This is a genomic window from Ochrobactrum sp. CGA5 (assembly GCF_006345815.1).
Classification (GTDB): domain Bacteria; phylum Pseudomonadota; class Alphaproteobacteria; order Rhizobiales; family Rhizobiaceae; genus Brucella.
Genome location: NZ_VCIG01000042.1, coordinates 133,802 through 156,948 on the forward strand (window position 1 = coordinate 133,802; position 23,147 = coordinate 156,948).

Genomic DNA, 23,147 nt, shown 5'->3' on the forward strand with positions numbered 1-23,147 from the left:
AGGTGGGCCAGTTTCTGGCTTTCCGATTGGATTGCTGTTCCAATCCAACATCCGGATTTCATCGGCCGACTGTCCACGCGCATGCAAGAAAAGCACTGCACTATCCATAAATTTTTCCATACCGGTATGCGGAAGATTCAAAGGCGACCAAGGAAAAACATATTGGATTCAAAGCGTAAATGCCAGGCGAATGTTACTCATGAGACTTCGCAACAAAAAGGCGACCTCGTGGACCGCCTTTTCATATCTCTGAGATAATGCTTGTCAAAACTTGTAAGCTACACCTAAACGAACGTCATGTGTTTTGAACTTGTCTTCGACACTTACATCCGTGCCAAAATCAAAGTCCTTCTTACCATAATCAGTGTAGCGATATTCAAGGCGCAGAATGAGGTTGTCAGTAGCAGCGTAGTCCACACCCGCACCGGCCGTCCAGCCAGTATAGGTTTTGCTTTGCGATACGCTGATTTCATCCACACCGTCCGTTGCTGAAAGCGTGTTTTTCACACTACCGAATGCAACACCGCCCGCGATATAGGGCATGAAGCGATCAAATGCGACACCGGCCCGTGCGCGAACAGCACCCGACCACCGCAACTTGCTCTCAAGGTCACCAGCAATATCTCCGTCAGTAGCGCTGTAGTTGTCCTTTAGATTATTATAGGTGATATCGCCGTCGACACCGAGAATGAAGTTATTGCCGACATCAAAGTTATAACCGGCATAAAGACCACCGAGAAAACCGTCCGGTTTCACACGGAAAGCATCTTCGAATTCCGATTTTCCCCACCCGTAGCCGATCTGCCCACCAATATAAGCGCCAGTCCAGCTAAAAATAGGTTCAGCAACGATTACCGGCGCAGGCTCCTCAACGATAGCGTCAGCAGCTTTCGCACCCGTTGTAGCAATAAGAGCAACAGTTGACGCCAAAAGAAGAGACTTAATTTTCATGGCATTTCTCCGTGACCTAATAAGCCTAAGGTTATTTCGTTATTTAAAAGATAACTCATGAATGAAATATGTCTGTAGTATTAATGTCACAACCAGATCGAGAGCCGACATTTCGCCACCTACTGTTAAAAGCAGTTAATTAAGTCTTTCCGCTAACCTAAAACATGTTGATCGAGCCATCATGATGACCAATGGCGTTCTGTGCCTGCCAATCCATAACCGCATCGTGCCGCGAGATCGCGGACCGTCAACAGCCATCGTCATCCGTTGGTCAGCTCTTTTCCGCATCGATGAAAAGTAGCCATTTCAAAGTGCGACGCTCGGCATCGCTAAGTTCGGGCGCAACTAGCCGGATAGCTCCAGCGGCATCGATCTGCGAGCCAAGTTTTCCGGCCAGCCAGTGTTCGGGGATGGCAGGATGTATGTAAGACTGCCGGCATACCGTTCTTGTATTGCCGAGCATGTGCGCAACCTTATCGATTGCGCTATTAAGCCTTTGCTTTTGCGCCCTGTCACTGTCAGGCAAATCGAGACAGCGTAGCAACTCAAGGGCAGTTGCCGTTGCAGCCCAAGTTCGAAAATGCTTCGACGTGAAATCGGACCGCATAGTCACTCGCAGATAGTCATTTATATCCTGAGAGGAGACGGGACAGCGATCACCCGCCCCGTCAATATATTGAAATAACTGCTGCCCAGGCAGTTCCTGTATGGAGCGTATGATACGCGCAATTCGTTTATCGGCAAGCTTGAGACTCCACATTTTGCCCGATTTGCCAGTAAATGCGAGCCGCAATCCGCCACGCTCATCCCGCAAATGCCGATTGCGAAGCGTAGTGACCCCAAAGCTCTTGTTGTCGCGTGCATAATCTGGATTTCCGACCCGCAGCAATAGTCGATCCATTAGCCAGATGACGGTCGCAACGACCTTTTCACGACAGAGCGAGCGTCGCCGCATATCGATATCGACCACTTTGCGCAGTCGGCTGAGTGCACCGGCGAAATCTGGCAGACTTGAAAATTTGGTTTCCTCCTGCATCGCCATCCACGCGGAGTGATAACGATATTGCTTTCTTCCGCGCGTATCACGCCCGGTTGCCTGTATATGTCCGCGCTGATCGCAACATATCCAGACATCGTTCCAAGCAGGCGGAATGGCAAGCTTAGCAATCCTGTTTCGATCCGCGACTGAAATCGCCTTTTTGTCAAACCGAACATAACGAAACCCGGCTCCACAACGCAGGCGCCTAATTCCCGGCGCGGTGTCGCTGACATGGACCAACCCATGAGCAGCATTGTTTTGTAGCAGCGGAACAGCGGAAAACTTTTTAAGCAATTTGCAACCCCAGTCGTACTTTCCTTGCCGAATAACCACTACAAACCACAACAGGTTCCCAGACGGAAAAAATCTAATCGGGAACTATCGGGCTTCAAACAGGTTATCCTGTTCTTCCGGAGGATCAGTTCGTGCCCCACGCTTTCTGGAAAGGCTATCTCAAACTCTCGCTCGTCACCTGTGCAGTGGAGCTGACACCTGCGACCAGCGAAAGCGAGAAAGTGCGCTTCCAAACCCTGAATGTTGAGACCGGCAACCGAGTGATCAGCCGATACGTGGATTCGGTTACGCACAAGCCAGTGCGGGATGATGACGAGGTCAAAGGGTTCGATAAAGGTGACGGAAGTTATGTCATTCTTGAAGAGGATGAGCTGGAGGCTGTGGCGCTTGAGAGCACAAGAACTATAGACATCGACAAGTTCGTACCGCGGGACAGTATCGGCTGGATCTGGTACGACAAGCCGCATTATCTCGCGCCTTCCGACAAGGTGGGCCAAGAAGCCTTTTCCGTCATCCGGGAGGCAATGGTTAAAAGCGCAGTCTTCGGTCTGGCCCGGCTTGTCATGTACCGACGCGAAAGAGCAGTGCTTCTCGAACCGCGCGGTCGCGGAATTGTTTTGTGGACGTTGCGTTTCGGCGATGAAGTGCGGAATGCCACCGACTACTTTTCCACTATTGAAGATAGCAAACCCGACAAGAAGCTTCTTTCCATGGTCCGCAGGCTCATCAAGGGCAAGACAGAAGATTGGAAACCCGATTTTCTTCAGGACCCAATGCAGAAGAACCTTCAGTCGATGATTGCTGCAAAGAAAAAAAAGAAAACGGCATCGGTATCGAAGCCGCGCAAGACGGCACCTGAAACCGAAGGCAATGTTATCAACATCATGGATGCCCTACGAAAAAGCCTTGCCGGTGAAAATACAAAAAGCTGATGCGAAGAGTTCTGCCTATTTCTTCAGCTTAGGCAGCGGCGTTTCCGCGTTGCGAAAATCCTGCCAGGGATCGCTATTCAATGCGGCCAGCCGGTTCGGCGTGTTGACAATAGTAAAATGGGCGGGGCCTATTGCTGACGTCACTTCGTCCCACCCAAGCGGCATGGAAACTGCAGCACCAGGACGTGCCCGCGGCGAATAGGGTGCTACAGCAGTCATGCCGCGCTGATTGCGCAGATAATCAATAAGAATTTTGCCTTTGCGCTTGGCCTTGGAAATCGTCGAAACATAGCGATCAGGACTGTCTGCAGCCATCTGGTCGGCAATAGCCTTTGTAAAGCTCTTGAGGGCGTCCCAGTCGACCTTCGGCTTCAATGGCGCGACCACATGTAGTCCCTTGCCACCGGACGTTTTAACAAACGTCTTCAATCCGAGTTTTTCCAGACGTTCCTTGGTCTCGATTGCGGCTTCGATCACGCGCGACCATGGAACGCCCTCACCCGGATCGAGATCCATTGTCAACGTATCCGGTAGCTCCCAATTTTTGAGCGTAGAACCCCAGGGGTGAATTTCCAGCGTCGCGGCTTGCACCAGACCGATCAGCCCGTTGAAGTCCCGAATGCTGATATAAGGCTCCTCTTCCTTGTTCTCTGGATCTTGAACTTCGATAATATGTTCATTCAACCCCTTCCACGCGTGCCTTTGAAAGAAGTGTTCTCCGTCAATTCCGGTTGGGCAGCGTAACAATGCCAGGGGGCGGTTGACGATGAAAGGTTCGATGCTGGACCAGATAGCGGAATAATAATCTGCGAGACCCTGTTTTGTGACACCTTCGCCCGGCCAGTAAACCCGGTCGGGATGTGTGAGCTTCACGTCGATCTCCTCGGGGCCTTTACTGGAAATACGGGGTGACATGGTTTGCTTCTCCCATATGACGTCCTTGGCAGCCTTATCGTCTCGTACCCCCCTGAAGGACGCGTGACGCAATCGCTTATCGGCAGTCCAGGCACGAAATTCGATTTCCGCTACCAGCAGCGGTGTAACGAACTTGGCTCCGCGCCTTTCATCTGCCGTCAGCGGCACGGCGAATGGGCTCCCTCCCTGCCGCATGGCTTGCAGCCGTTTGTAAAGTTCTTTTGCAATCCTGACCGAAAAGCCTGTTCCCACCCGGCCTACGGGAACCAGCCCCTTCTTATCCTGTACACCCAAAAGGAGCGAACCGATTGCCGCTCGCGTTACCGTCGACGGAACATAGCCTGCAATGACGAATTCCTGTCGTCCAATGCATTTCGACTTACGCCAATCGTTGCTGCGACCGCTTCTATAAGATGCCTCCCTGAGCTTCGACACAATGCCCTCAAGGCCAAGTCCGCAGGCATTCTTCAGTACCGCAGCCCCATCGGCATCAAAGGCCTCGCTGAAGCGAAGTGTTGACGATGATGCAGAAATTAATTTTTCGAGCAGCGTTTTGCGCTCAACCAGAGGCGTCTGGCGAAGGTCTTTGCCATCAACATGCAGTAGATCGAAAAGGTAATAAACGAATCGATCAGAACGTCCCTCCCTTAGATCCTCTTGCAAAGCTGAAAAGTCAGACAGTCCCGACTGGCTTTCGACAACGATCTCCCCATCAAATATGGCTTCGTTCACGCTCGTACCAACAAGATCTCTGGCAATCTGCTGGCCAAATTTTTCAGTCCAATCCAGTCCCCCACGCGAATAAAGGGCGACCTTGCCCCCCGCAATATGAGCCTGGATGCGATAACCGTCGAACTTGATCTCGTGAAGCCAGCGGTTTCCATCTGGAGCAACTGATACGAGCGTAGCGAGCTCAGGTTTGACGAAACTCGGCATCGGTCGCTTCTTCGCATTTTTGATATTTGCGCGCCCACCATCCCCTTGAGCGTTCGACTTTTTGTTGATCGAACCAGTTTTCGATGACCATCCTGGCGCTTCGTGTTCGACATCGGCGATGGCGCGGCCGGTTTTTACCGATTTCGGCATCTCTACAAGAATGTCAGGTTCATCAGGATTTCTGGAAAATTCGTCCTCCCCCTTGATGAGGAGCCAATTCTCTCGCTTCTCGTCTGGCTTTCCGTGCATCCGGATCAAATGCCAGCGACCTTTGAGTTTTTCCCCTGTGAGCTCGAACTCAAGATGCCCTTTCTTGTATTGCTGATGTGCATCAGCAGTGGATTTCCAACGCCCTGTATCCCAGACGATAACTGTACCACCACCGTACTTGCCTTTAGGGATCGTGCCTTCGAAGTCCGCATATTCAAGCGGATGGTCCTCCACATGCACGGCCAGTCGCTTTTCGCCAGGAACAAGGCTTGGACCTCGCGTCACAGCCCAACTTTTCAGCACGCCATCCATCTCAAGGCGAAAATCATAATGCAGTCTGCGAGCATCATGTTTTTGCACGACAAAGAGCTCGCGTTTTGTGCGCGAAGACTTACCGCGCGGCTCGTTAGTCAGGGTAAAATCGCGTTTCCTGCGATAGGTTTCGAGTGACTGTCCCATGATCAGCCGGCCTTTTTTCTAGACTTTGTTCCAGATGCCGCCCCGGACTTGGCTTTGCCTTTTATTGCTTTGGTCGCCGCCTGCCCGACCCGACCTAGGTTTGCACTCTTGCGAAGAGCCTCCTTGAGATCGATAACCTCGGCAGTCTTCGGCGCAGCCGGCTTCTTGAGCGGCTTCCCCTCAATCTTCGCCTTTATCAAATCTGCCAGTGCTGCATCGTACCGGTCATCGAAGCCTGCGGGGTCGAAACTGCCCATCTTGGTGTCGATAATATGCTGCGCCAGGTCGAGCATTTCTTGATCGAACTTGAAAATGCCCAAGTCGGCAAATGCCTCCGCTGCCGCTCGTACCTCATATTCGAAATTGAGCGTCGTGGCTATCAGACCATCATCGTCGGCACGGATCAGAACTTGTCGCGCGCGGCGGAAAAGGACAGTCTCGGCAATTGCGGCTACATTTTCAGATTTCATACCCTCGCGAACGAGTACGAAACCATCGCTGTCGCCGACTGGGGTAAGATAATATGGCCGGTCGAGATAGACATCGTCGATTTCGTCGCATTTGACAAATCGGGTGACATTCAGCGTCTTGTCGCTTTCGGGAATGGCCGCGGCGATTTCCGCTTCGTCGAAACTCAAATAGGTGCCCGACGACACTTCATAGCCCTTGACCTGATTTTCCCGCGGCACCGATTTGCCCGTGTCACCGTCAACAAATTCCCGGTTGAGGCGGTTTCCGGTCTTGCGATTTATCAGATTGAATGACACACGATCAGACGTTGATGCCGCTGTGAAAAGTGCAACGGGGCACAAAAGCTGATCAATTTTCAACTGCCCTTTCCAGTTTGCACGGCGTGCCATCGATTTAGCCCTTCTTCCGCTAAGCGCCATCTTCGCCTGGCTTGGTACCACCAGTACGCTTCAGATAGTGTGCATATGCGAAGCCGCTTACGAGAAGCACTGGCAGTCCCACCAGAACAATCCAAAACAACAACTCACCCATCTCACTCTCCCCCTATGTTCGTTGAAGACATAGATTTTGCTGCGTGAGACAAACTCGGAGAACGCCGCAATTGTTCCGATATTGCTTAGCGACGCGTAATTATAAATATTCTATCTATAATGATAATTGAAGAATCTATGATGTTATCAGAGTTATCTAGAAAAAGCTCGATCACATCTAGCTTTTCAAAAGGGATGAAATCGATCCTTTTGGCAGATACTGAAAGAGCAAAGCCTTCAACAAATTACAACATATGGCAAAATCACGTTTTCGCCATATGTTAGCAACCCATGAATTTCCAGCTCAGTGACGCTGGAAATTGCTCGATAATCCATTCGATATTTATCGTCCGACGGCACGCTATCGGAAGATTAACTTAAATGATACCAGCGAGTAACCTCAACCGTTCCTGACGTTTATTCTCAGCTGTCTTTAGTTTCCGTTTCACCTGGTAGGCTGCATTTTTGAGAATTTCATTGCCTTCTCCCCGACCAACCAAAAGGTCGTCAATATATGTGTCCCAAAGTATGTTATGCAGTTCAGCGGCTTGACCAGGGCGAAGCTCTGCTTTCTGAATTTTGAAGCGTCCGTTTCTGTTCGGAGCGATCGAGTATTGCTTCAACGGTGCCTTACACGCATACCAAACACGCTTCAGAATGGCTTCTAGTTGATGCTCGACGCAATAGGCGGCTGATAAGCCCAATGGCATTTTATCGGCATTTTGAAGATTTATTTCTTGTATTTTCTTAGCCAACTCAGCCGTTTGAATACCCGATCTAACCCATATAAATAAATGGGCGTGCCAGGACACCGTTTTCTTTCCTGTGCCGTTGAACCCGCCTCTTGGAAAGTAACCAGGCTCAATCAATCCCCAATAGTCAAACTCAATGAACCTAAATAAACACCGCTTTAAACACCTTAGTGCATTGAGGTGATCTCCATTTAGGGAGGTAATTGCTGTATTGGGAGCAATGGTTACCCAGAAAGCACGAAACTCGGGGTTACGCCCGAGATAGCTACTGAATTCTTCATGCATTGTCTCCGCAAACGCAATTCGCGCTTCAACATTTGTCGCTTTAAGCGACAAAGCATTACATTGCTTCAAATTCTTCGTAGCTTCGCTGTGTAGGGCATCCCAACCGGTAATTGTCAGGATGAGTTTACGCAGCTTGCTGCGCTGCTTGTTGTGGGCATTAACAAATGCTTCTTTGTCCAGTATCGCCGGCATCGTCATGGTAAGACACCCTTATTGGTTAATATCGATGTTTAGGCTAGTAATATAATCGGTATAATGTTGGTTATACCGATTATTAAAGGGCTATTTGTGTGTTACAAGGGCGATATATCTGTGCCAATACGTGTTATTTTTGTAGAATTCTCATTCTTTTTCTTGACTGATACATGTGATGTTATTATAAATTCACCCTCACACCCCATTTCAGCCAGCCTTTTAATGTAAGCGGGCGATTTCTGATAAATAATGATCGGTTGACCAGTCTCCGAATTGCCGACTCCTCTCTTTTTGGCATTTTTTCGCGCAAGCGTTTCGATACCTTCATTCTTAAGCATTTCAGCAACAACATCTGGCGCTAGATCTTCCGCAAATGCTGCCGCTAAAGCGCGATTGTATTTGCTCAGCGTTTGTCGCTCCTTTGCTGAGCCATCAAAGAGGTACGCAAAAAAGAAACGCAGCGCCTCTTCTGGCTTATGCGATTTTGGTTTTTGTTTTCTGGATCTAAAAAATTCTTCCCTGCAAAAATCTTGCCAAGAATCATTGTCATTTTTACATGCACGAGCTAATCCATAAACTCGAGTAATTATACTGTATGTCTTTTCTCGCGTGCGTAATTCTAGATTATTTCTTTCCTCTTTAAGATCATTCAATTCTTTTATCAAATCCATCTTAATATCCTTCTTCTTATTTATATTCTGAAGGGCCGTACTTATTTTTTCTTTGGTTGCATCGCTAAGATCGATTTTCGCTCTCTTGTTCATTTCTGCCTCCATGCTTTGAACTAATACTGGGAAGTGTTTTCGTGTTTGCGCGCTTCGATGAAGGTCAGCAAATCGCCGTACTGATATCGAACAGCGCCGCCGATCCGACGAAAGGGCAGCTTCTCAACGCCCTGTACGCGCCAATTGGCGAGCGTTTTTGAGCGAAGCCCTAGGATCGCTGCCGCTTGTTCCGAAGTTAAAAGATGTTCAGGCTGATAAGTAATGGGCGGCGGCGAGATAGCCTTCGCCATTCGCGGCTTTCGTTTAACCGACTTTGCGAAAACGCCAAGAGAAAGCCCATACTGACGAACGAGATGTTCGGTCAGTTCAAGATATGAATTTTCAAGAGAAGAAAGCTGCCTTCTTTTCTCGACCATGACAGTGCTCCCGACAAAGGCGGAAGACGAGGTCTTTGAATGCAGAGCTCTGAATCTCGAGTCAGCTCAAAGACGTCATCACCCGCAGTTAAAAAACCACGTTCAACTTAGTCTTTTCGCCAACTCTGCTTTTTCTTGTGCGGATGCATGAACAACTGCATCCAAAAAAGCGAAGCGTCGGATATACCGGCTTCTATTGAAACACTTACATTTAGCCTTCACTAAACGGGTACACCGATCTGTCTGATAAACTTAATTATCTAGATCGTTTGCGTTCAGCAGCTTGTTCAAGGCTGCAGAATTTTTGTAAGTTGCAATACTATTTCATTCTCGTCAAGAGAGATCGCAAGCGATATAAAGAAATCTTTATACGTCTATACGCAATGCGAACTCTAGCAAAATAATCGAACCCGGCTGAACGTGAGTACGACGCCGCTTCGGATCGATGAATCCTGCTGGCTGAAACGCTGATATGGCTAAGTGCGATTGGCGGTCGCTGTCAAAAAGATGCGCGCGCTGCTCGTCGAGTTGCTTAATGACGCACCAGTGATTGAGCGTTCCATACACCGCGGCCAGCACCGCAGTATTGGATTGCGCAAGGTGATCGCTGATTGTATTCACCGACTCCATTGCTTCTAAGGGCCTTCTGAGTGCAAACGGTCGGCGCATCACAACCCCGATGTTGTGATATTCACGCATGTGATCTTGTGCAACATGCGTCAAGGCGATCATGCCGTATAATGACAAGCCATCGTTCACCAGCTCAAGGTGACCGCGGCTTTTAATGGCGTGATCAGTCAGTTTTCGAAACAGCTCTTCCCAATGCTCGCCTTTGGCCGATACCAATTCATTTCGTAAGGCCCAGCGAATACCGTTGATCAGGGCATATACACCGCAAAGTGAATCGAGGTTGCCCTGGAGATAAGGCCTGAGCTTTGGCCGGTGATTATCCGCCATGATTGCGATTGCCAGTTGCTCAATATTCATCAGCGAGCATGATGGTCATAACCCGCACGGTCACATTGGGATCTGCCTTGTCAGGTGAATGCATCGACAAGCTCTCATCGTAATAGTCGATTTTCCAAAAAACCGAATGCTGGGCGATTTGAACGAAGCCAAAGTCATGCTCGGTATGGGGATCGTTTTCCTCGGTGAAACTATCAAAGCTGCGAATGGCCTGAACAATGTCGTGTATCTCTGATTGCTGAAGTGCCGCGATCCGTTGTGTCATCATAATGCGACCGCCGATCCCGTATTTGCGCAAGCGATCATTGAGCGCCGCGATGATTTGAGATTGCAATATGTTCTTGCTTTGTTCTAGGCCGTTGGTCATGCGAGGTTCTCCTCTGTTCAGGATCTAGGCTCATTTCATTGTTGTTGGAGTTAGGTAACTGAACGCTGGCTCAGATCAATCGAACGAGCTTGCGCTGGGCATCGCTGTCGCCATCGATATAGGATTGGGTGGTGGTGATCGATCGATGACCGGCGAGAAGCTGCACATCGCGCAGTGATCCACCGGCTTTGTGAACAAGCCTAGCGGCCTGCGTAACAAATGTCCGGCGGCCTGAGTGCGATGAGCATCCTTCCAAACCGGCGAGCGTATAAATATGCTTAAACCAGTTGACGATGGATTTTGCTGACATTGCCCTGCCCCGCTCACTTACGATGACAGGGCCATTCAAATTGCCCCTACCCTTTGCAAGCTTTTGCAAAGCTTTTCGAAGATCGGGGTGTATCGGCACACGCCGAGGATGAGCATTTTTCGTAATACGACCCGGCAGGTTGATGGACGTGCCGAGTTTGTTGTTGGCGTCGAGCAGCATTGACCATTCGATCTTGGCGATTTCGCCTGCACGAAGTCCAGCCTTGAAGCTTAAAAGCAACATGGCGGCATTGCGGTCAGGATGTCGGAGGGTATTTGCTGTTCGAAGCGCTTGTTTTATCTGGGTTGTATTCACCGTGCGGGCTTGCCGGTGCTGCGCCATTTTGGGCCTCGACTTGACAAACGATGTCGGCATTAAAGCCGAAAGTTCATCGCTTGTCAAGATGCAGCCATAATTATAGAAGCAATATCAATATCTTAGTAGTATCCACTTCATTTTTCTCGTTGGAGACACTGCTTATTCTTCGAGGAAGAGTATGAACAAAATGACGCGTGCTTTCACACGGTTTTGCCAAATGCGTGTCATGCCATTTGACAAAGCATACCCAAACCCAACCACATCAAAACGGAATGTTTGTCGCCTTTGTTACACCAGTCTCCTGGCACATACGCACCGCCGTATTACCGATAATAACAAAATCGAAGCTCTTCTTTTGTTCGTTATAGATGCCCCAAAAGGGAGCATATCCAGAATAAGCGCCAAACTGGTTCTTACCGTTCACTGAACCACAAACGGAATAACTGCCATCAAAGATCCTCGCCGCAGCGATATCATCCCGGAAACGTGCCGACGTCTCATCCCGAAGCTGCTGCCCGACTTGGCTCTTCACAACAGCGATATCGTCATGATCCAGTTGAACGGGCTTACCAGGGCCGTAGTTTACGATGCCAAACATGTAATACATGAGTGGGCTATCTTTCTTCATCTGCATTTGCTGCTGTTCATCGAGGACGGATTGGCCGGTAGGAGAATTGACAATAAATGCACCCGGGTCTGTGTTTTGCGAGCAAAGTTTGCTCTGACTGCACGCTCCCCGGAGCAGACGGCATTTTTTCGACGTGGCTGACGGCTTCGATCCATTTTCGCTCTTCATTGAAATTGCCTTCAATCCGGCATTCATTGTCCATTTGGCAGATTTTGAAGATTTCTTGGCCGACATTAGATTGGGTCAGGAAACCGTAGGAATTCCCGCCGTCACTCCCCGTGATTTCGAACGCACTGTCGGTCGAACCGACGACAATTCGCCCCGTCATGCTTTTTTGGACGACACTTTCTCCGGGAAATTGTTGGTCGCCCCCTCGCTGGCGCTCGCCAATTTTCCAGGCACATATCGTTGCTGTTGTGCTTTTCCAGCAAGCTCCGTCCTGCTGCATATAACCAATAGCAATATCGGGCTGACTGTAACTACCTTTGCCAGCGTTCCAGTATCCGCTATGAACGGTCGAGACATGGTCGACATTCACAGCAGCCGAGTACTTGCCCGAATAAACAGAGAAGCTGCCACTTTTATCGGCTCGCCACTGGCACGCGCCATCAGCATATGTTTCGCCGCCGACCGCAATGAGACAATCAATGGCGGAAAGATTGGGTGTTGAATTTGCAGTTTCTGTTGAATGCGGGCCGTTTTCATCATCGGCTTCAATCTTTGATCGAGCATACTCGGCGATCTCTTCAGTCGTCGGCAATGCGTAGAATGGCGAGGTGACCCCAGCAGCTTGCGGCAGGGTTTTAGGGTTACACCGGTTTAGCGCTGTCAATTGGTCGCCGTACTTGAATGAAAACCTCGTCGCGCTTTGGATCGTATAGATATCTTCGGTCGTCTCGACGTCATCGAGATTGCGCCCGCAGGTTTGCTTCACACTATATTGCGACTGGCTTATTTTCTCGACATTCTCAAAACGGCAAGCGGAACTTGGCCAGTTCAGCGATTTGCTATCGGTATAAATGACGTTAGGCCCTAAACCGTCAGAACAATTGCCGTCAGCAATGGCGTAAAATCCCGATTGTATTGGCAAGCTGAAGCTCGAAGCCCCCATACGGCCTTCGGCGCAGGACCAAAGCATATCGAGTGCGTTGCTCGAGCCCTTGAGCGAAATGCTAAAGGTTTCATTGTTGAAGGTTATACGAACCTTAGCTGCAGCACGGATACGGCTTTCAAGGCTGTCTTCTCCCGCCCCTGATGGCACGACAACTGTGTTTTGTGACGACGCTCTCACCGTCGTCGCTATTGACCGGTCGCTATCGAATGCAATCGCCCCCTTCCACTCCGTTCCTTGTTCAAGGCGCCAATCAGCTGACGTCAAACCAATCTGGAAAGTCTCATTGTTGTTTACATATATAATGGCGTGCACATTGTTCTTGATGTGACGCCCCATGACGCAGCCTTTTTCCGGGTCTTTTTGCTTTGGAAAAGCGATCCAGCCGTTTTCCTGGAAGATAATTTGCGGTTCGTTGGCGTAGCTCACTGAAGGCACTAGGACGCTCGCAGCAAAACTCAGCGATGCAATGAATGAACTGAGTAAAAAAACCTGACCAAGAACGAACTTTAAAGTGTTCGAACTTTGTGCGAGCTCAAGCGCTGGCGCTGAATGATTCTGCTCCATGATCATATTTTACCCCGTCTTGTGAATGTAGCGTTTGAGGATAGGTGCCTTAAGTGCTGTAAATTCTTCAGCCGAAATCGCTCCGCTTTCGAACAGCGTCTTCAAACGCTGCAACGCATTCACGGTCTCAGCATCCGAATGGTCCTTCGATGGATTTGGGTTGCTTGTCGGGCTAACCGGCAAAGCGATCTTCTGATCCTCGTTCATACTGGGATCGACGCGAACATTAACAGGGTCATTGACGAAGAGATTGATGCCGCTTTCTCCGCCATTGCTGCCGTCTTCGCTAATGTGCACATAATGCAATGCCCAAACCAACGCGGCTACCCAACCGACAACCGTGCCGCCGAAGGCAAAATTGACGACGAATATGAGCCACCGGTTCGGATGTTGTCGACGAAACGCAACGATGGTTGGGATGAATATTACAGCCATGATAACGATGATGGCAGCAATGAATGCAAACGCCAGAAGCGATGATCGCGCATCACCCTGCCCTGCCCAGGCATGTTCTGATAACGCTAAGGTCATCGTTGATGATAGGCCAAGCAGCGGCAAACGCCGCCGCTTTGATAGAAAATGCTCCCCCATGGCCCCACCTCACCTGGACGAGCGGGGCAGCACATTGGCTTTCAATTGCTGGAATTCATCTTCGTCGATCGCTCCAGAGGAGCGCAACGATGCGATTTTTTCCAACTGATCGAGAGAGTCCCCCGAAGCTGGAGTCGCAGGCTTGGATCCAGCAAATCGTTCATCCGGTTCGGATCCCGGTGCGAGGTCAAATCGGTTTCGGCCTGGCGCCGATGGCAGGCACATGAAAATCAGCACGGCGAGCTGACCAATCAGCGGCACGAACACCGCCAACAACCACCAAACTGATCTGTCGGTATCATGCAGGCGACGAACGCCAACAGCGATCGACGGAACCAGGTGGGCCAAATACACCAAGCCGGTAATTACCCCCGCAGGCTCATCAGTGGTCGTATCGCCAAAAACCTGATCCATCATCAAGGCAATGATCAACATTCCGAACAATACCAGGCTGAACAGCCAATACTGCGACCGCGTCGCGCGCCCCGAAAACACAGCATACTGCCGCATGGCATTCACATAATGATGCATGTTTACTCCCCCAAGATGGTGTCCAAATGTACGAAACGGCACGCCTTCAGCTGTGCGTAAGTGCCGAAGGGTGCCGCCTATGATTAATATGTCGAATATATACGATGGATTAATAAGGATCAAGGTGGTCGCGTTCGGGCATGAACGCACGCACCCGAATTGCTTGGAATTTAAGGCAAATACGCTCAAACCAGGGCATTACGCAGGAGAACCTTGCGGTCGATGCAAATGTTGATCGCACCGCAATCAGCGGCATCGAAACGGGTGACTACAACCCCACTATCGATTTGCTCGAGCGACTGGCTGAAGCGTTGTCGATAGACATTGTGGATTTAGTTTCAAAAGTGCCTGACGGAGCTCAAGCGCCTCGGCCCATGCGTGCGGGCCGAAAACCGAAGCGCAGTTAGCGCGTTAAACGCATCGCAACTATTACCTCACGTGATCGAGTCCCTCCTCGCAGCACACGCCGCGACAGCATAGCGTCCGCGCTGCCATCTGATGTCCACTTTACATACTATAGTTGATAAACTTATAGTATGTAAAGTGCCAACAATCCACGCATGGATGTGCGAAAAATCGTTGGCGATAATTTTGCCCGGATACGAAGAGAAAAGGGCCTGACCCAAGAACAAGTGGCGGAGCGTTCAGGCTTCAGCCAGCAGTATCTGAGCAGCCTTGAAAGGGGACAGCGCAACCCGACAATCATAACGATTTACGAGCTTTCATTGGCGCTTGGAACAACTTATTCCAACCTCATTTTGCCTGAAAATACCCAAGCTAGGTAATATCGTTGAAGGTCTATAGCCTCCGACTGAACGCGGTTTCGGTAGCCTCTAAGCTGCCAGTCCGCTTTGCGCCTTCATTTCAGCCATTGGCCTACCATTAGGGAGTCCCAAAAGCGGCCGTTCTGCTTAGGTTATTACAAACGTCGGTGACGGGGTGGTTTCCTGACTGACCGCTTTTGGGGTGCCAGGATTAGGAAACAACCCGTCAGGCATCCGCTGCATTTTGATTGGAATGTACAAACTCACTGGACTATCTCAAAATCATTCAAATGCACGCCGTAAACCTGCTTGAAGGTGTCATTTGCCCACTCTTCTACACCAGCTTGATCGTAGTTCTCTGCCAACCAGCGGAAGTCATTGACGAATGCTCCATCATGCAAAATCCACTGTCGTGTTAGATCGTAGAGAGCCATGTTCCCGTAGAACTTCTCAAACATGTCCATGATCGCTTCGTCAGACTTATCTGGCCGCTTTCGTGGGTACACCCCCTGCTTGTCGCCACGATCACTAAACAGCGATAGATGGCGTAGCCAAAGTTCCCCAGCTTCTTTCTGATGCCGCTGACCAGTCAAATAGATGCCCGGCCAGCAGAAAAACTCTGGATGGGCAAGTTTGTCCCTGTAGAAAGCAATAAAGTGGGAGACAAATACCCGGATCGGCACGTTCATCGGATTGTATTCAAATGTCCGATATTCCTCCATGAGTTGTTGCAGTTCGGGTGCGCTTTTGAGCCAATTAATCACAGCGCTGATGCCCTCAATCGGATCATCATAGCCAGCTGCTCTAGTTAATTCACTCGCGATTGTGACATATTCGTCTCTCGAATAATCGATGACCGCATTTTTTAGGTGAGGCATCTCTTTGACCACAAGGCATAATAACGTGAAGCGACTACCAGCATCTACGTCCAGAAGGAAATCTTTGTATGATTCAATTTTGAGGGGGATACCTCTCGTTGGATTTATTGAGAGGTCACAGATAAGCAAAAAAAGCCCAACGGTGGGAGAATCGATGGCATCAGGCCACTCACTCTCGGTCAGTCTTAGAAACGCTTCAAATGCCTCCAAATAGATACCAAAAAGTGATCCGTTATCCTTCATGCTGGCAAGCGACGGAGGATCGGACACTAAGGCGTGGCTCAATTGAAGTTGGATGAAGCGCGCTTGCCCCTCATAGATTGCCTTCATCCCTACGGCAGGTAGTCGAATGGGTGAGCCATGATAAAAGCCCTCAATCTTTTGAGATTTCATACGCTCGAGTGAAGACTCAATGGTTTCCATTTCATCAAAGAGTGAAATACCCACGCCCGCCACGGACTCGATCAACCCCATAACCTGAGCGTAGGTGATCAGATAGTCGTGCCCCGCCGCTTCAAAATGCGTCTGTTGCTGTAGCCATTCGGCTTTTTCTCGTGGCTCAAGGGCAAGTAGCTTGTAATGCTCAATATCTAGGGCGTTATTGACGACAGTATTGGCTCTAGCAAGCTTAGCTTGGGCAGCTTCACCCTCCCGTTGGAGTATTTGATCTGTATACCCTTTAAGCGGCTTCTTACATCCTAGTGTTGCGATAATACCTTTAAGATCATTCAAATTCGAATGGCTTTGCGCTAAATAACTGAGGCTTAATACGAGGCCAGAAGTCGACCCGACGTGCTGCCACCAATGCACAGTTTCATGCAGGTATATAGAAAATGCTTCGATCAACTCCGGCGACAAATCGGCGAATCGTATCGGGTGATCGTCTAGTTTCTCAATTAAAGCATGATTTACCGGACTGAGCCGAAGAACAAAACGCATCGTCTCATACATACCATGCTGATTAAGGCAGGCTTGAAAGATCGGATCGGATTCCGAGGTATCGCCAATTAATCTCACACCTTCGACCAAAGTCATTTTTCGCTCACTGCCCCTTTTTGCACGGCCGAGAATTTGTCATCAGGCAGCGAATATTGCAACCAAGGCTCTTCTTTCACGCGACTATTTGTCGGTAGCTTTATTTGTCTGATTAAAAGCCATACTAAAGGGACTGTTGTCTGCTGGCACTTAATCGGAAGCGGACTGTAAGCAGTCGGCCCCGATCTGGTCATATTCATCCGTTGCACGAAGAGCTGCTTTCGAGGATCCGGAGAATGTCCGCGATCGTCTGCAATGAGGTCGGTAGCTGCCGGACCGTAACGCGCCTTCATCTCAGTCGTTCGAAGCCGATCTTGAACACCTGAAAAGCGGACATTCGCTCGATCTGACGCGCATGTCGGAGCGGAGGATGAGGTCCGTCGGAAGCCGCATTGCATCAGACCCGACTGCGCGCGCACCAACGCATGCGATTTTGCTTGCCCCTCACATCCCATTCTAAGGGCAGGGTTGCATCTGCAACCCACCTATCACTGGGCGGCATCAGTGAAAGGCATGTCTCTCTTGATGTTTTTGAACGTCTCGCTCAGCTGAAGTGCAGCGCTGCGGCGGTCGCCCATATCGACCAGAAAATCCAGAATCCGTAACATCTTCTGTGCTAGGCTGATATCGAGAGATTGCCTCTTCTCAGACAGGTTTTGTACCATGACCGCGATACGAGCGGGCAACATGGTGTTGGTCCAGCCCGCTCTGGTCAGGTCTTCCATCTCGAAAATTGCGATCACCTGATCGGAAAACCGCTCAGGCGGGTAGTGTTCCGCAGCTCTTTCCACAAGTGTAAGGTAGTCTTCTGCCACAGAGGGCACCCAACCCGCCGTTTTGATGAACTTGTCGACGAGCGGCATCACCACTTCAATCTCTGACCAGTCGCCGTTTGCAAACCGTGCGGCCATGTCGGCCTTGGGGACATGGACGAACATGAATGACGGAATGAGACGAGGAAGGTCATAGCCGTAGACTTCGCCTTCCCGATACGAACGCCGTTCGAAGGTTCTGTCTTGAAGGACGCGGGTCAACGCGGAATCAAGAATGGCAATCGCATCAGGCGACACTTCATCGGCGTCCAGCACTGTCAGGCAAATGAAAATATCGACAAAGCCGGAGAGGAGCGACAGGCTTTGCTCGTCGTCGAGCTGATAGATTTTTGACAGATATCGAGTGGTCGCGTCCTCTTCACTGAGGTGGGTACAGACATAGGCAAGTGTGTTCGACAATTGACCGATCCATTGAAGAAGGTCGGTATGCCTATCGTCACGTCCGTGCGGGTCGTCCTCTCGCCAGCTAGGGTTCATTCGCTCCAACGTCCAATCCAGCAGGCTATCGGCCAGCGTGAGGAACTTCGTACGCAATTCAGCATCAACCATGAGCTTGCCGACTGGAATGAACGTAAGAACTTCTCTAGCTGAATCCCAATCCCAGTAGCGACGAGGATCCTGCCAGACCATTTCGGCGTCATCGTCCTCCTGGTCAATGCCGTCGCCTTCTTCAGCGAACCAGTTCATTCGTTCTTGCGGGGCCAACTCCCACGCTGCTGGAGGGGTGATCAGTTCAGGGTAGCCAGAAGACGCGAGGTATGCCTCGATCGAACTTTGCGCGACGTCCAGTCGCTCGGTTTGTTCACGCTGAGCATCAAACGAACGCCCCCCACTTCCGCGCGGTGGCCGTTGCCGAATGCAGAGGCGTAATCCGAGATCGAGACCGGTCCATGCAAGTCGCCGGTCGCTGTCCCAGCATGCAAGGCACTGCTTGGTCGCCTCACGGCTTACCTGATCTAACGGATGCACCGTCAGGGCCAAAAGTCGTTCCGCTGCTTCGTGATGTTCGGACTCTTGCGAAACTTGGCTTGCCAGAGCCTTGGCAACAAACAGCAGCGGGTGCCACGGGATAATCGAGCCAGCGAACCAGTCTTCGTCGGGTTCAGGAGTTCGGAACGCACGGTCCAATACATCCCTGGCCCACGACCGAAAATCGTCGCTGCTCTCATCCGGAAAGCAGAAGGCGACGGCTGCCGCTCCCGCTACCGCGCCGCGCGTCATATCGCTAATGTCCCCGCTGTCTCGCTGGGTAAACATTTGCGCGTGGTCGATACCCTTTGCCGTTTCCCACGCCTCGCCGATAGTCATCCGTGCAGATATGGTACCGTTCTGAAATGTATCGGTGACCCAATTAAACAGCGCCATTTCGCGCATGGTTTGTTCGTGACGCTGCGCAGCCTCTACCGATTTAGGCTCTTCGCTCTTGGGGTTCTCCAGGTAGACGAGCTGCTTGCCTGGCTCGTCCGGGAGCTTTTGGCTGCGGTAGTTTTCCAACTTGCCCCACTCGGCCCAATTGTCTGCGGTTTCCCGCAATTGCTGAGCATGGACATCGTTTTTTCGTTGCTCTTCGTATTCGAACGGCAGGTCGTTGGGGAAGTTTTGTATCGCTATCTGTGCTGCTTCGCGAAGCGCATCGTTGCCACAAAGCACAAAGAGCTGCGCCAATTGCCGCAGCTCCATTTTTCGGCATGGCCGTTCAAAGTCCTTTTGAACGGCCTCGATATGGGGTCGGTCGCTGCGCTTCCCCCTGAACCCGATCAACATCGACTGTGAGCTGCCGTGTTCGTTGACCCAGCGTTGGACATCAGCGTGCCACAAACGCTGGTTGGTCACGAGCGGCAGCGTCGCTTCAGAAACGCGCTTTGTTTCGAGAGCGATGCAAACGGCGATGGCGAGCGGTGTGACGCTTTCATGGCCTTCGACGATGCGCCGGATTACTTCGTCCGGTTCGGCGCCTGCCTCAATTTGCTCGAAGGCCCACGAATCCACTGCATGAAGAGCGCATTTGATGGCTTGAGGACCCCACCAACCCCGGCCCCAAAGGTATTCTCTGGTGCCACCCCACATTATTTGCGTGCCCCAGGGAAAAGCGAACTCCGATGAAATGAGTGTACCGCGTCGATCGTAATCGAGGCGATGCAATTGACGCCAGGCGGTGATGGCGTGGTTGCAAAGCCGGCGCGTGAGGCGCAGTGCGGTTTCAGCGCTGTGTTGGAACAATGACCGAAATGGTTCTCTAAGCGGTGAAGCGGGAAAATAGGTACCCCTGCTGTCGTCGATCGCCAGATGATCCCAGTCCCAGTGAGAGACGCCGCCAATCAGGCCAAGGGACGGTGGGCTGTCCAACATGCGCTGTTCGAGTTGTGTCAGTTCACTTTCCGGTTTGGCACGTAGTCGCTCCCTTTCTTCGGCGTGTTCCTGTGCCTCGCGGCGCAGGCGATTTTGCGTATCTTCCGGCAACTCCTTTATGAGTTGCGCCTCCGCAAACGCCGCTAGCTCCTCGGCATGGGTTTGCGCCAGCGTGGCTGAGAATCCAATAATGTCCTGATAGACGTCGAAATGGATACGCTCCTGGGTCGAAAACCTAGCCAGATAGTCACTGACCACGTTCGGGTATGACTCCGCAGACAAAATCACAAGGGAACGAAGCTTGGATGCCAGCCCTGAAAGGGCTTCACGTCGGCCGACATCACCCCATTCCCCCAAATCCGTTGAAAAGCGGCGAGGATACTCAACGGCCTCGATGCTTGTAAGCCATGCGAACGCTTGAGAGACGATCCGCTCCGAGATGACATTTGGAATTCCGCGAAGAGCGTTCTGCCAGACCTCAAACACCGGCAAAATTTGCGGTACGAGCGTCTTCGGAAGAGCATCTAGCCTGGCAAAGATCCAGCCCAGCATTTGCTGCCACATCGTGAAGTCGGATGGCCATCCGAGCGCGTCGGCATATCGAATGATCTCACTTCGATCGAGGTCCTTGGTCGCCGCGTTGTGCGATAGGATGTAGTCGTTTGGGCGCGTCCGTTCCGCCTGAAACCAAACCAACACTTTTTCCAGCAATCGGTAGTTGTCAGCGTCGACAACCCGGTCAAACACTTCCACGTGTTCGTTGAAATCTGTCGCGCTGAGTGGACCCAGTAGCCATGCGCGCATCCACTGACTTCTCAGGTTTGAGGCCTCGATACGCGCTAGGTTTGATTGCCAATTCTCTTCGTTGGCAAATTCCAACTGTGACAGCAATTCAACGACACGACCGAGTACCGGAGGTTCGCCAACTGCGCTGATTGCCCCAATCCAATCGTCTTCGTCCTTAAGCGAGTGAAGAAATGACCATTCAAAAAAAATGTCGTGAGAGAATTTTGCGCTGTGGCCTTCCTCAACTTCCTCAATGATGCCGTCCGCAATCAGCGCCTGAAGCGTATCGATCGTTGCATGCTTGAGCCGGGAAAGCGCAAAAGGCCGTCCCAACTGACGGCAGGCAGCGCGCGCAAGGTCAATGATCGCGCGTTGTCGCAGCAAGACCTCGGAAGAGGAGGCGTTATAGCCGCCGCCTCGCCACCAGCGTTGTGTCAGGTCGATTTCCGATCGCGGTGCCGAAATTGTATCGCCAGAGGACAGCTCTCGGGCCAACACCGATGCAAAGAACGGACGACGAGCGATCTGCTGCACCTGAGGTGTAGAAAACAGCAGGGGACGCAAACCAGGCAGGTCGTCCGCAAGCGCGGTGGCTTCATTGTCATCGAATGGCCTGACTTCCACCATGCCGATACCCTGCATGGCAAAAAGCTCAGCGGGGAGCCAGTTGCGCAGCGGCTCAATCCCGATGTCACGAGCGGTGACAACGACGCGCCAGTCGCTCAGCGCCTCGGAGTGCAGGATCGGTTGAAGCAGGTCAGTGACAATGTTGCGTTGCGCCGACTCAATGCGATCGATGCCGTCTATGAACAGATAGGGCGTCCCTAGCGCCCCGATTTCCGCGAGCAGGGTCTTCGGGTCATGGCAGGACAATCCGATGGACTGCGCGAAGGCCTGCCAACTGTTCCCCGCCAAGCGGTCGGGAGTCAGAAACAGAATCGGGCCCGCGGCCAGACAGTTCAGGGCAAGATGTTTCAGTGCGGCGGTTTTGCCTGTACCTGGCAACCCGTGGACTTGAACGAACCGATGATTTTTTGCGGCTTCGTCCAGCGCTTCATGTAGTTTCGGGCGTGGAACCGCCACACCGCCAATCCGAACTTCAATGGATTGCGGCCAGTCCGTGGCAATGGTCTTTACAAGCTCAATATCGTTCCGCAATACACTGCTACCGCGAAATTGGAATCGTCCCTTAAGTGCCAACAAGAGGTTAGGACGTTCAAGGGAAGCTGCCCGTCCTCGGCTCTCGCTGGCGAGGCGCAGCAGGGCTTCCCAGAAGTCCTGACCGCGTCCTGACTTGGAATCGGCGAGAACACTTTGGAGCTGCTGAACTAACAGGGGTGAGGTGGCTTCGCCCTCATGCAAGGCATCCATCTGAATGGCCACGAAATGCCTGAGAAACCGATGCGATTGAGCTTCATCGAGTTTCGCGCCTGTGTACTCGGCCAGAATGCTCTCTATTGCATTCTTTATTTGGCGGTGCGTTGCGCTTGCGGGGCCGTCTGTTGCGAAACGTTTGGCAAAGTGTGTTGCATCGGCGCTGGCGCGTGCCCAGTCACAAACATTTCGTAGCGCGCGAAGACGATCGGCCGAGATGGTGTCCACCACACAGCCATATCGATCGATGCCCTCCCGAAAATCGGGCTTGGCCAACGTATCCCAACTGGCTGTGATGACGCTTCGAAAGTCGGTATTGGTCGTTCCCGCCCCAATTCGAAGCGATCTCTTAACTTGAAGGCTTAGTTGCGCGGCGGAGCCATCGTTGGCATTCGCATCTACGATAAGATCGTCGAGTGGGTGACCGAAGGACGACTGTTGGAACGACACCCTCGCAACGACATATGCGTCAAGGCTCGGTGCACCGGTTTCTGCGAGCAGGCTCGCCAAATAGACGCCAGCAACCCTATCCTCATAGGTGAATCCGCTGCCGGCGGTAAGCTCGGCGGACTGTGTATGCTCGGTCGACTCGCTCATGTCCGGTATATTATCGTCCTTGGCGTCTACAG

General features: G+C 51.3%; 20 protein-coding genes. 3 read left to right on the forward strand and 17 right to left on the reverse strand.

Annotated features, from left to right (window positions below; translation table 11 throughout):
* Window positions 1-264: 264 nt before the first annotated feature.
* Entirely contained in the window at window positions 265-951 is a 687-nt protein-coding gene (locus tag FJQ48_RS19010) for an outer membrane protein (RefSeq protein WP_012093599.1), read from the reverse strand.
* Between the two features lie 271 nt (window positions 952-1,222).
* Complete coding sequence (locus FJQ48_RS19015; RefSeq protein WP_180350252.1) at window positions 1,223-2,284, reverse strand: DNA topoisomerase IB; 1,062 nt, start codon at window positions 2,282-2,284, stop codon at window positions 1,223-1,225.
* 131 nt (window positions 2,285-2,415) lie between these two features.
* On the opposite strand from FJQ48_RS19015, the gene FJQ48_RS19020 reads away from it, so the two are divergent.
* Complete coding sequence (locus tag FJQ48_RS19020) at window positions 2,416-3,216, forward strand: Ku protein (RefSeq protein ID WP_139976501.1); 801 nt, start codon at window positions 2,416-2,418, stop codon at window positions 3,214-3,216.
* A 15-nt stretch (window positions 3,217-3,231) separates the two neighbouring features.
* On the opposite strand, the gene ligD is transcribed toward FJQ48_RS19020, so the two are convergent.
* The 13 genes from ligD to FJQ48_RS19080 all read right to left on the reverse strand — a co-directional run bounded on the left by ligD (window position 3,232) and on the right by FJQ48_RS19080 (window position 14,499).
* On the reverse strand, window positions 3,232-5,736 hold the full coding sequence (ligD, locus tag FJQ48_RS19025; protein ID WP_139976502.1) for a DNA ligase D: 2,505 nt from the start codon (window positions 5,734-5,736) through the stop codon (window positions 3,232-3,234).
* 2 nt (window positions 5,737-5,738) lie between these two features.
* A complete protein-coding gene (locus tag FJQ48_RS19030; protein WP_012093603.1) occupies window positions 5,739-6,596 on the reverse strand; it encodes a Ku protein in 858 nt (285 codons plus the stop codon).
* 19 nt (window positions 6,597-6,615) lie between these two features.
* Window positions 6,616-6,738, reverse strand: coding sequence for a hypothetical protein (locus FJQ48_RS22870; RefSeq protein ID WP_255412162.1), 123 nt, complete (start codon window positions 6,736-6,738; stop codon window positions 6,616-6,618).
* A 376-nt stretch (window positions 6,739-7,114) separates the two neighbouring features.
* Window positions 7,115-7,972 carry a hypothetical protein gene (locus tag FJQ48_RS19035; protein WP_139976503.1) on the reverse strand — a complete coding sequence of 286 codons (858 nt, stop codon included), beginning with the start codon at window positions 7,970-7,972 and terminating at the stop codon, window positions 7,115-7,117.
* A 95-nt stretch (window positions 7,973-8,067) separates the two neighbouring features.
* On the reverse strand, window positions 8,068-8,733 hold the full coding sequence (locus tag FJQ48_RS19040; protein WP_125303114.1) for a hypothetical protein: 666 nt from the start codon (window positions 8,731-8,733) through the stop codon (window positions 8,068-8,070).
* Window positions 8,734-8,753: 20 nt separating this feature from the next.
* Window positions 8,754-9,110, reverse strand: a complete 357-nt coding sequence (locus FJQ48_RS19045; protein WP_125303111.1) for a helix-turn-helix domain-containing protein — start codon at window positions 9,108-9,110, stop codon at window positions 8,754-8,756.
* 366 nt (window positions 9,111-9,476) lie between these two features.
* The gene (locus FJQ48_RS19050) at window positions 9,477-10,097 is read right to left on the reverse strand and encodes a hypothetical protein (protein WP_139976504.1); all 621 of its coding nucleotides are present in this window, start codon (window positions 10,095-10,097) and stop codon (window positions 9,477-9,479) included.
* Complete coding sequence (locus FJQ48_RS19055) at window positions 10,087-10,443, reverse strand: DUF3768 domain-containing protein (protein ID WP_125303105.1); 357 nt, start codon at window positions 10,441-10,443, stop codon at window positions 10,087-10,089. Before FJQ48_RS19055 ends, FJQ48_RS19050 begins: the two co-directional genes overlap by 11 nt.
* A gap of 70 nt (window positions 10,444-10,513) precedes the next feature.
* Complete coding sequence (locus tag FJQ48_RS19060; protein ID WP_348770744.1) at window positions 10,514-11,128, reverse strand: site-specific integrase; 615 nt, start codon at window positions 11,126-11,128, stop codon at window positions 10,514-10,516.
* Between the two features lie 205 nt (window positions 11,129-11,333).
* A complete protein-coding gene (locus FJQ48_RS19065) occupies window positions 11,334-11,699 on the reverse strand; it encodes a hypothetical protein (protein WP_139976505.1) in 366 nt (121 codons plus the stop codon).
* A 16-nt stretch (window positions 11,700-11,715) separates the two neighbouring features.
* On the reverse strand, window positions 11,716-13,383 hold the full coding sequence (locus tag FJQ48_RS19070) for a hypothetical protein (protein WP_139976506.1): 1,668 nt from the start codon (window positions 13,381-13,383) through the stop codon (window positions 11,716-11,718).
* A 3-nt stretch (window positions 13,384-13,386) separates the two neighbouring features.
* Window positions 13,387-13,968: a superinfection immunity protein gene (locus FJQ48_RS19075; RefSeq protein WP_125334585.1), complete on the reverse strand. Its 582-nt coding sequence runs from the start codon at window positions 13,966-13,968 to the stop codon at window positions 13,387-13,389.
* Window positions 13,969-13,977: 9 nt separating this feature from the next.
* Entirely contained in the window at window positions 13,978-14,499 is a 522-nt protein-coding gene (locus tag FJQ48_RS19080) for a DUF805 domain-containing protein (protein ID WP_139976764.1), read from the reverse strand.
* A gap of 140 nt (window positions 14,500-14,639) precedes the next feature.
* On the opposite strand from FJQ48_RS19080, the gene FJQ48_RS19085 reads away from it, so the two are divergent.
* Window positions 14,640-14,906, forward strand: coding sequence for a helix-turn-helix transcriptional regulator (locus FJQ48_RS19085; protein WP_125303093.1), 267 nt, complete (start codon window positions 14,640-14,642; stop codon window positions 14,904-14,906).
* Window positions 14,907-15,059: 153 nt separating this feature from the next.
* Window positions 15,060-15,284 (forward strand): helix-turn-helix transcriptional regulator, encoded by a 225-nt coding sequence (locus FJQ48_RS19090; RefSeq protein WP_125303090.1) that lies wholly within the window; start codon window positions 15,060-15,062, stop codon window positions 15,282-15,284.
* A 242-nt stretch (window positions 15,285-15,526) separates the two neighbouring features.
* On the opposite strand, the gene FJQ48_RS19095 is transcribed toward FJQ48_RS19090, so the two are convergent.
* Both FJQ48_RS19095 and FJQ48_RS19100 read right to left on the reverse strand, forming a co-directional pair.
* On the reverse strand, window positions 15,527-17,176 hold the full coding sequence (locus FJQ48_RS19095; protein ID WP_139976507.1) for a hypothetical protein: 1,650 nt from the start codon (window positions 17,174-17,176) through the stop codon (window positions 15,527-15,529).
* Window positions 17,177-17,664: 488 nt separating this feature from the next.
* Window positions 17,665-23,115: an ATP-binding protein gene (locus tag FJQ48_RS19100; protein WP_139976508.1), complete on the reverse strand. Its 5,451-nt coding sequence runs from the start codon at window positions 23,113-23,115 to the stop codon at window positions 17,665-17,667.
* Window positions 23,116-23,147 lie beyond the last annotated feature (32 nt).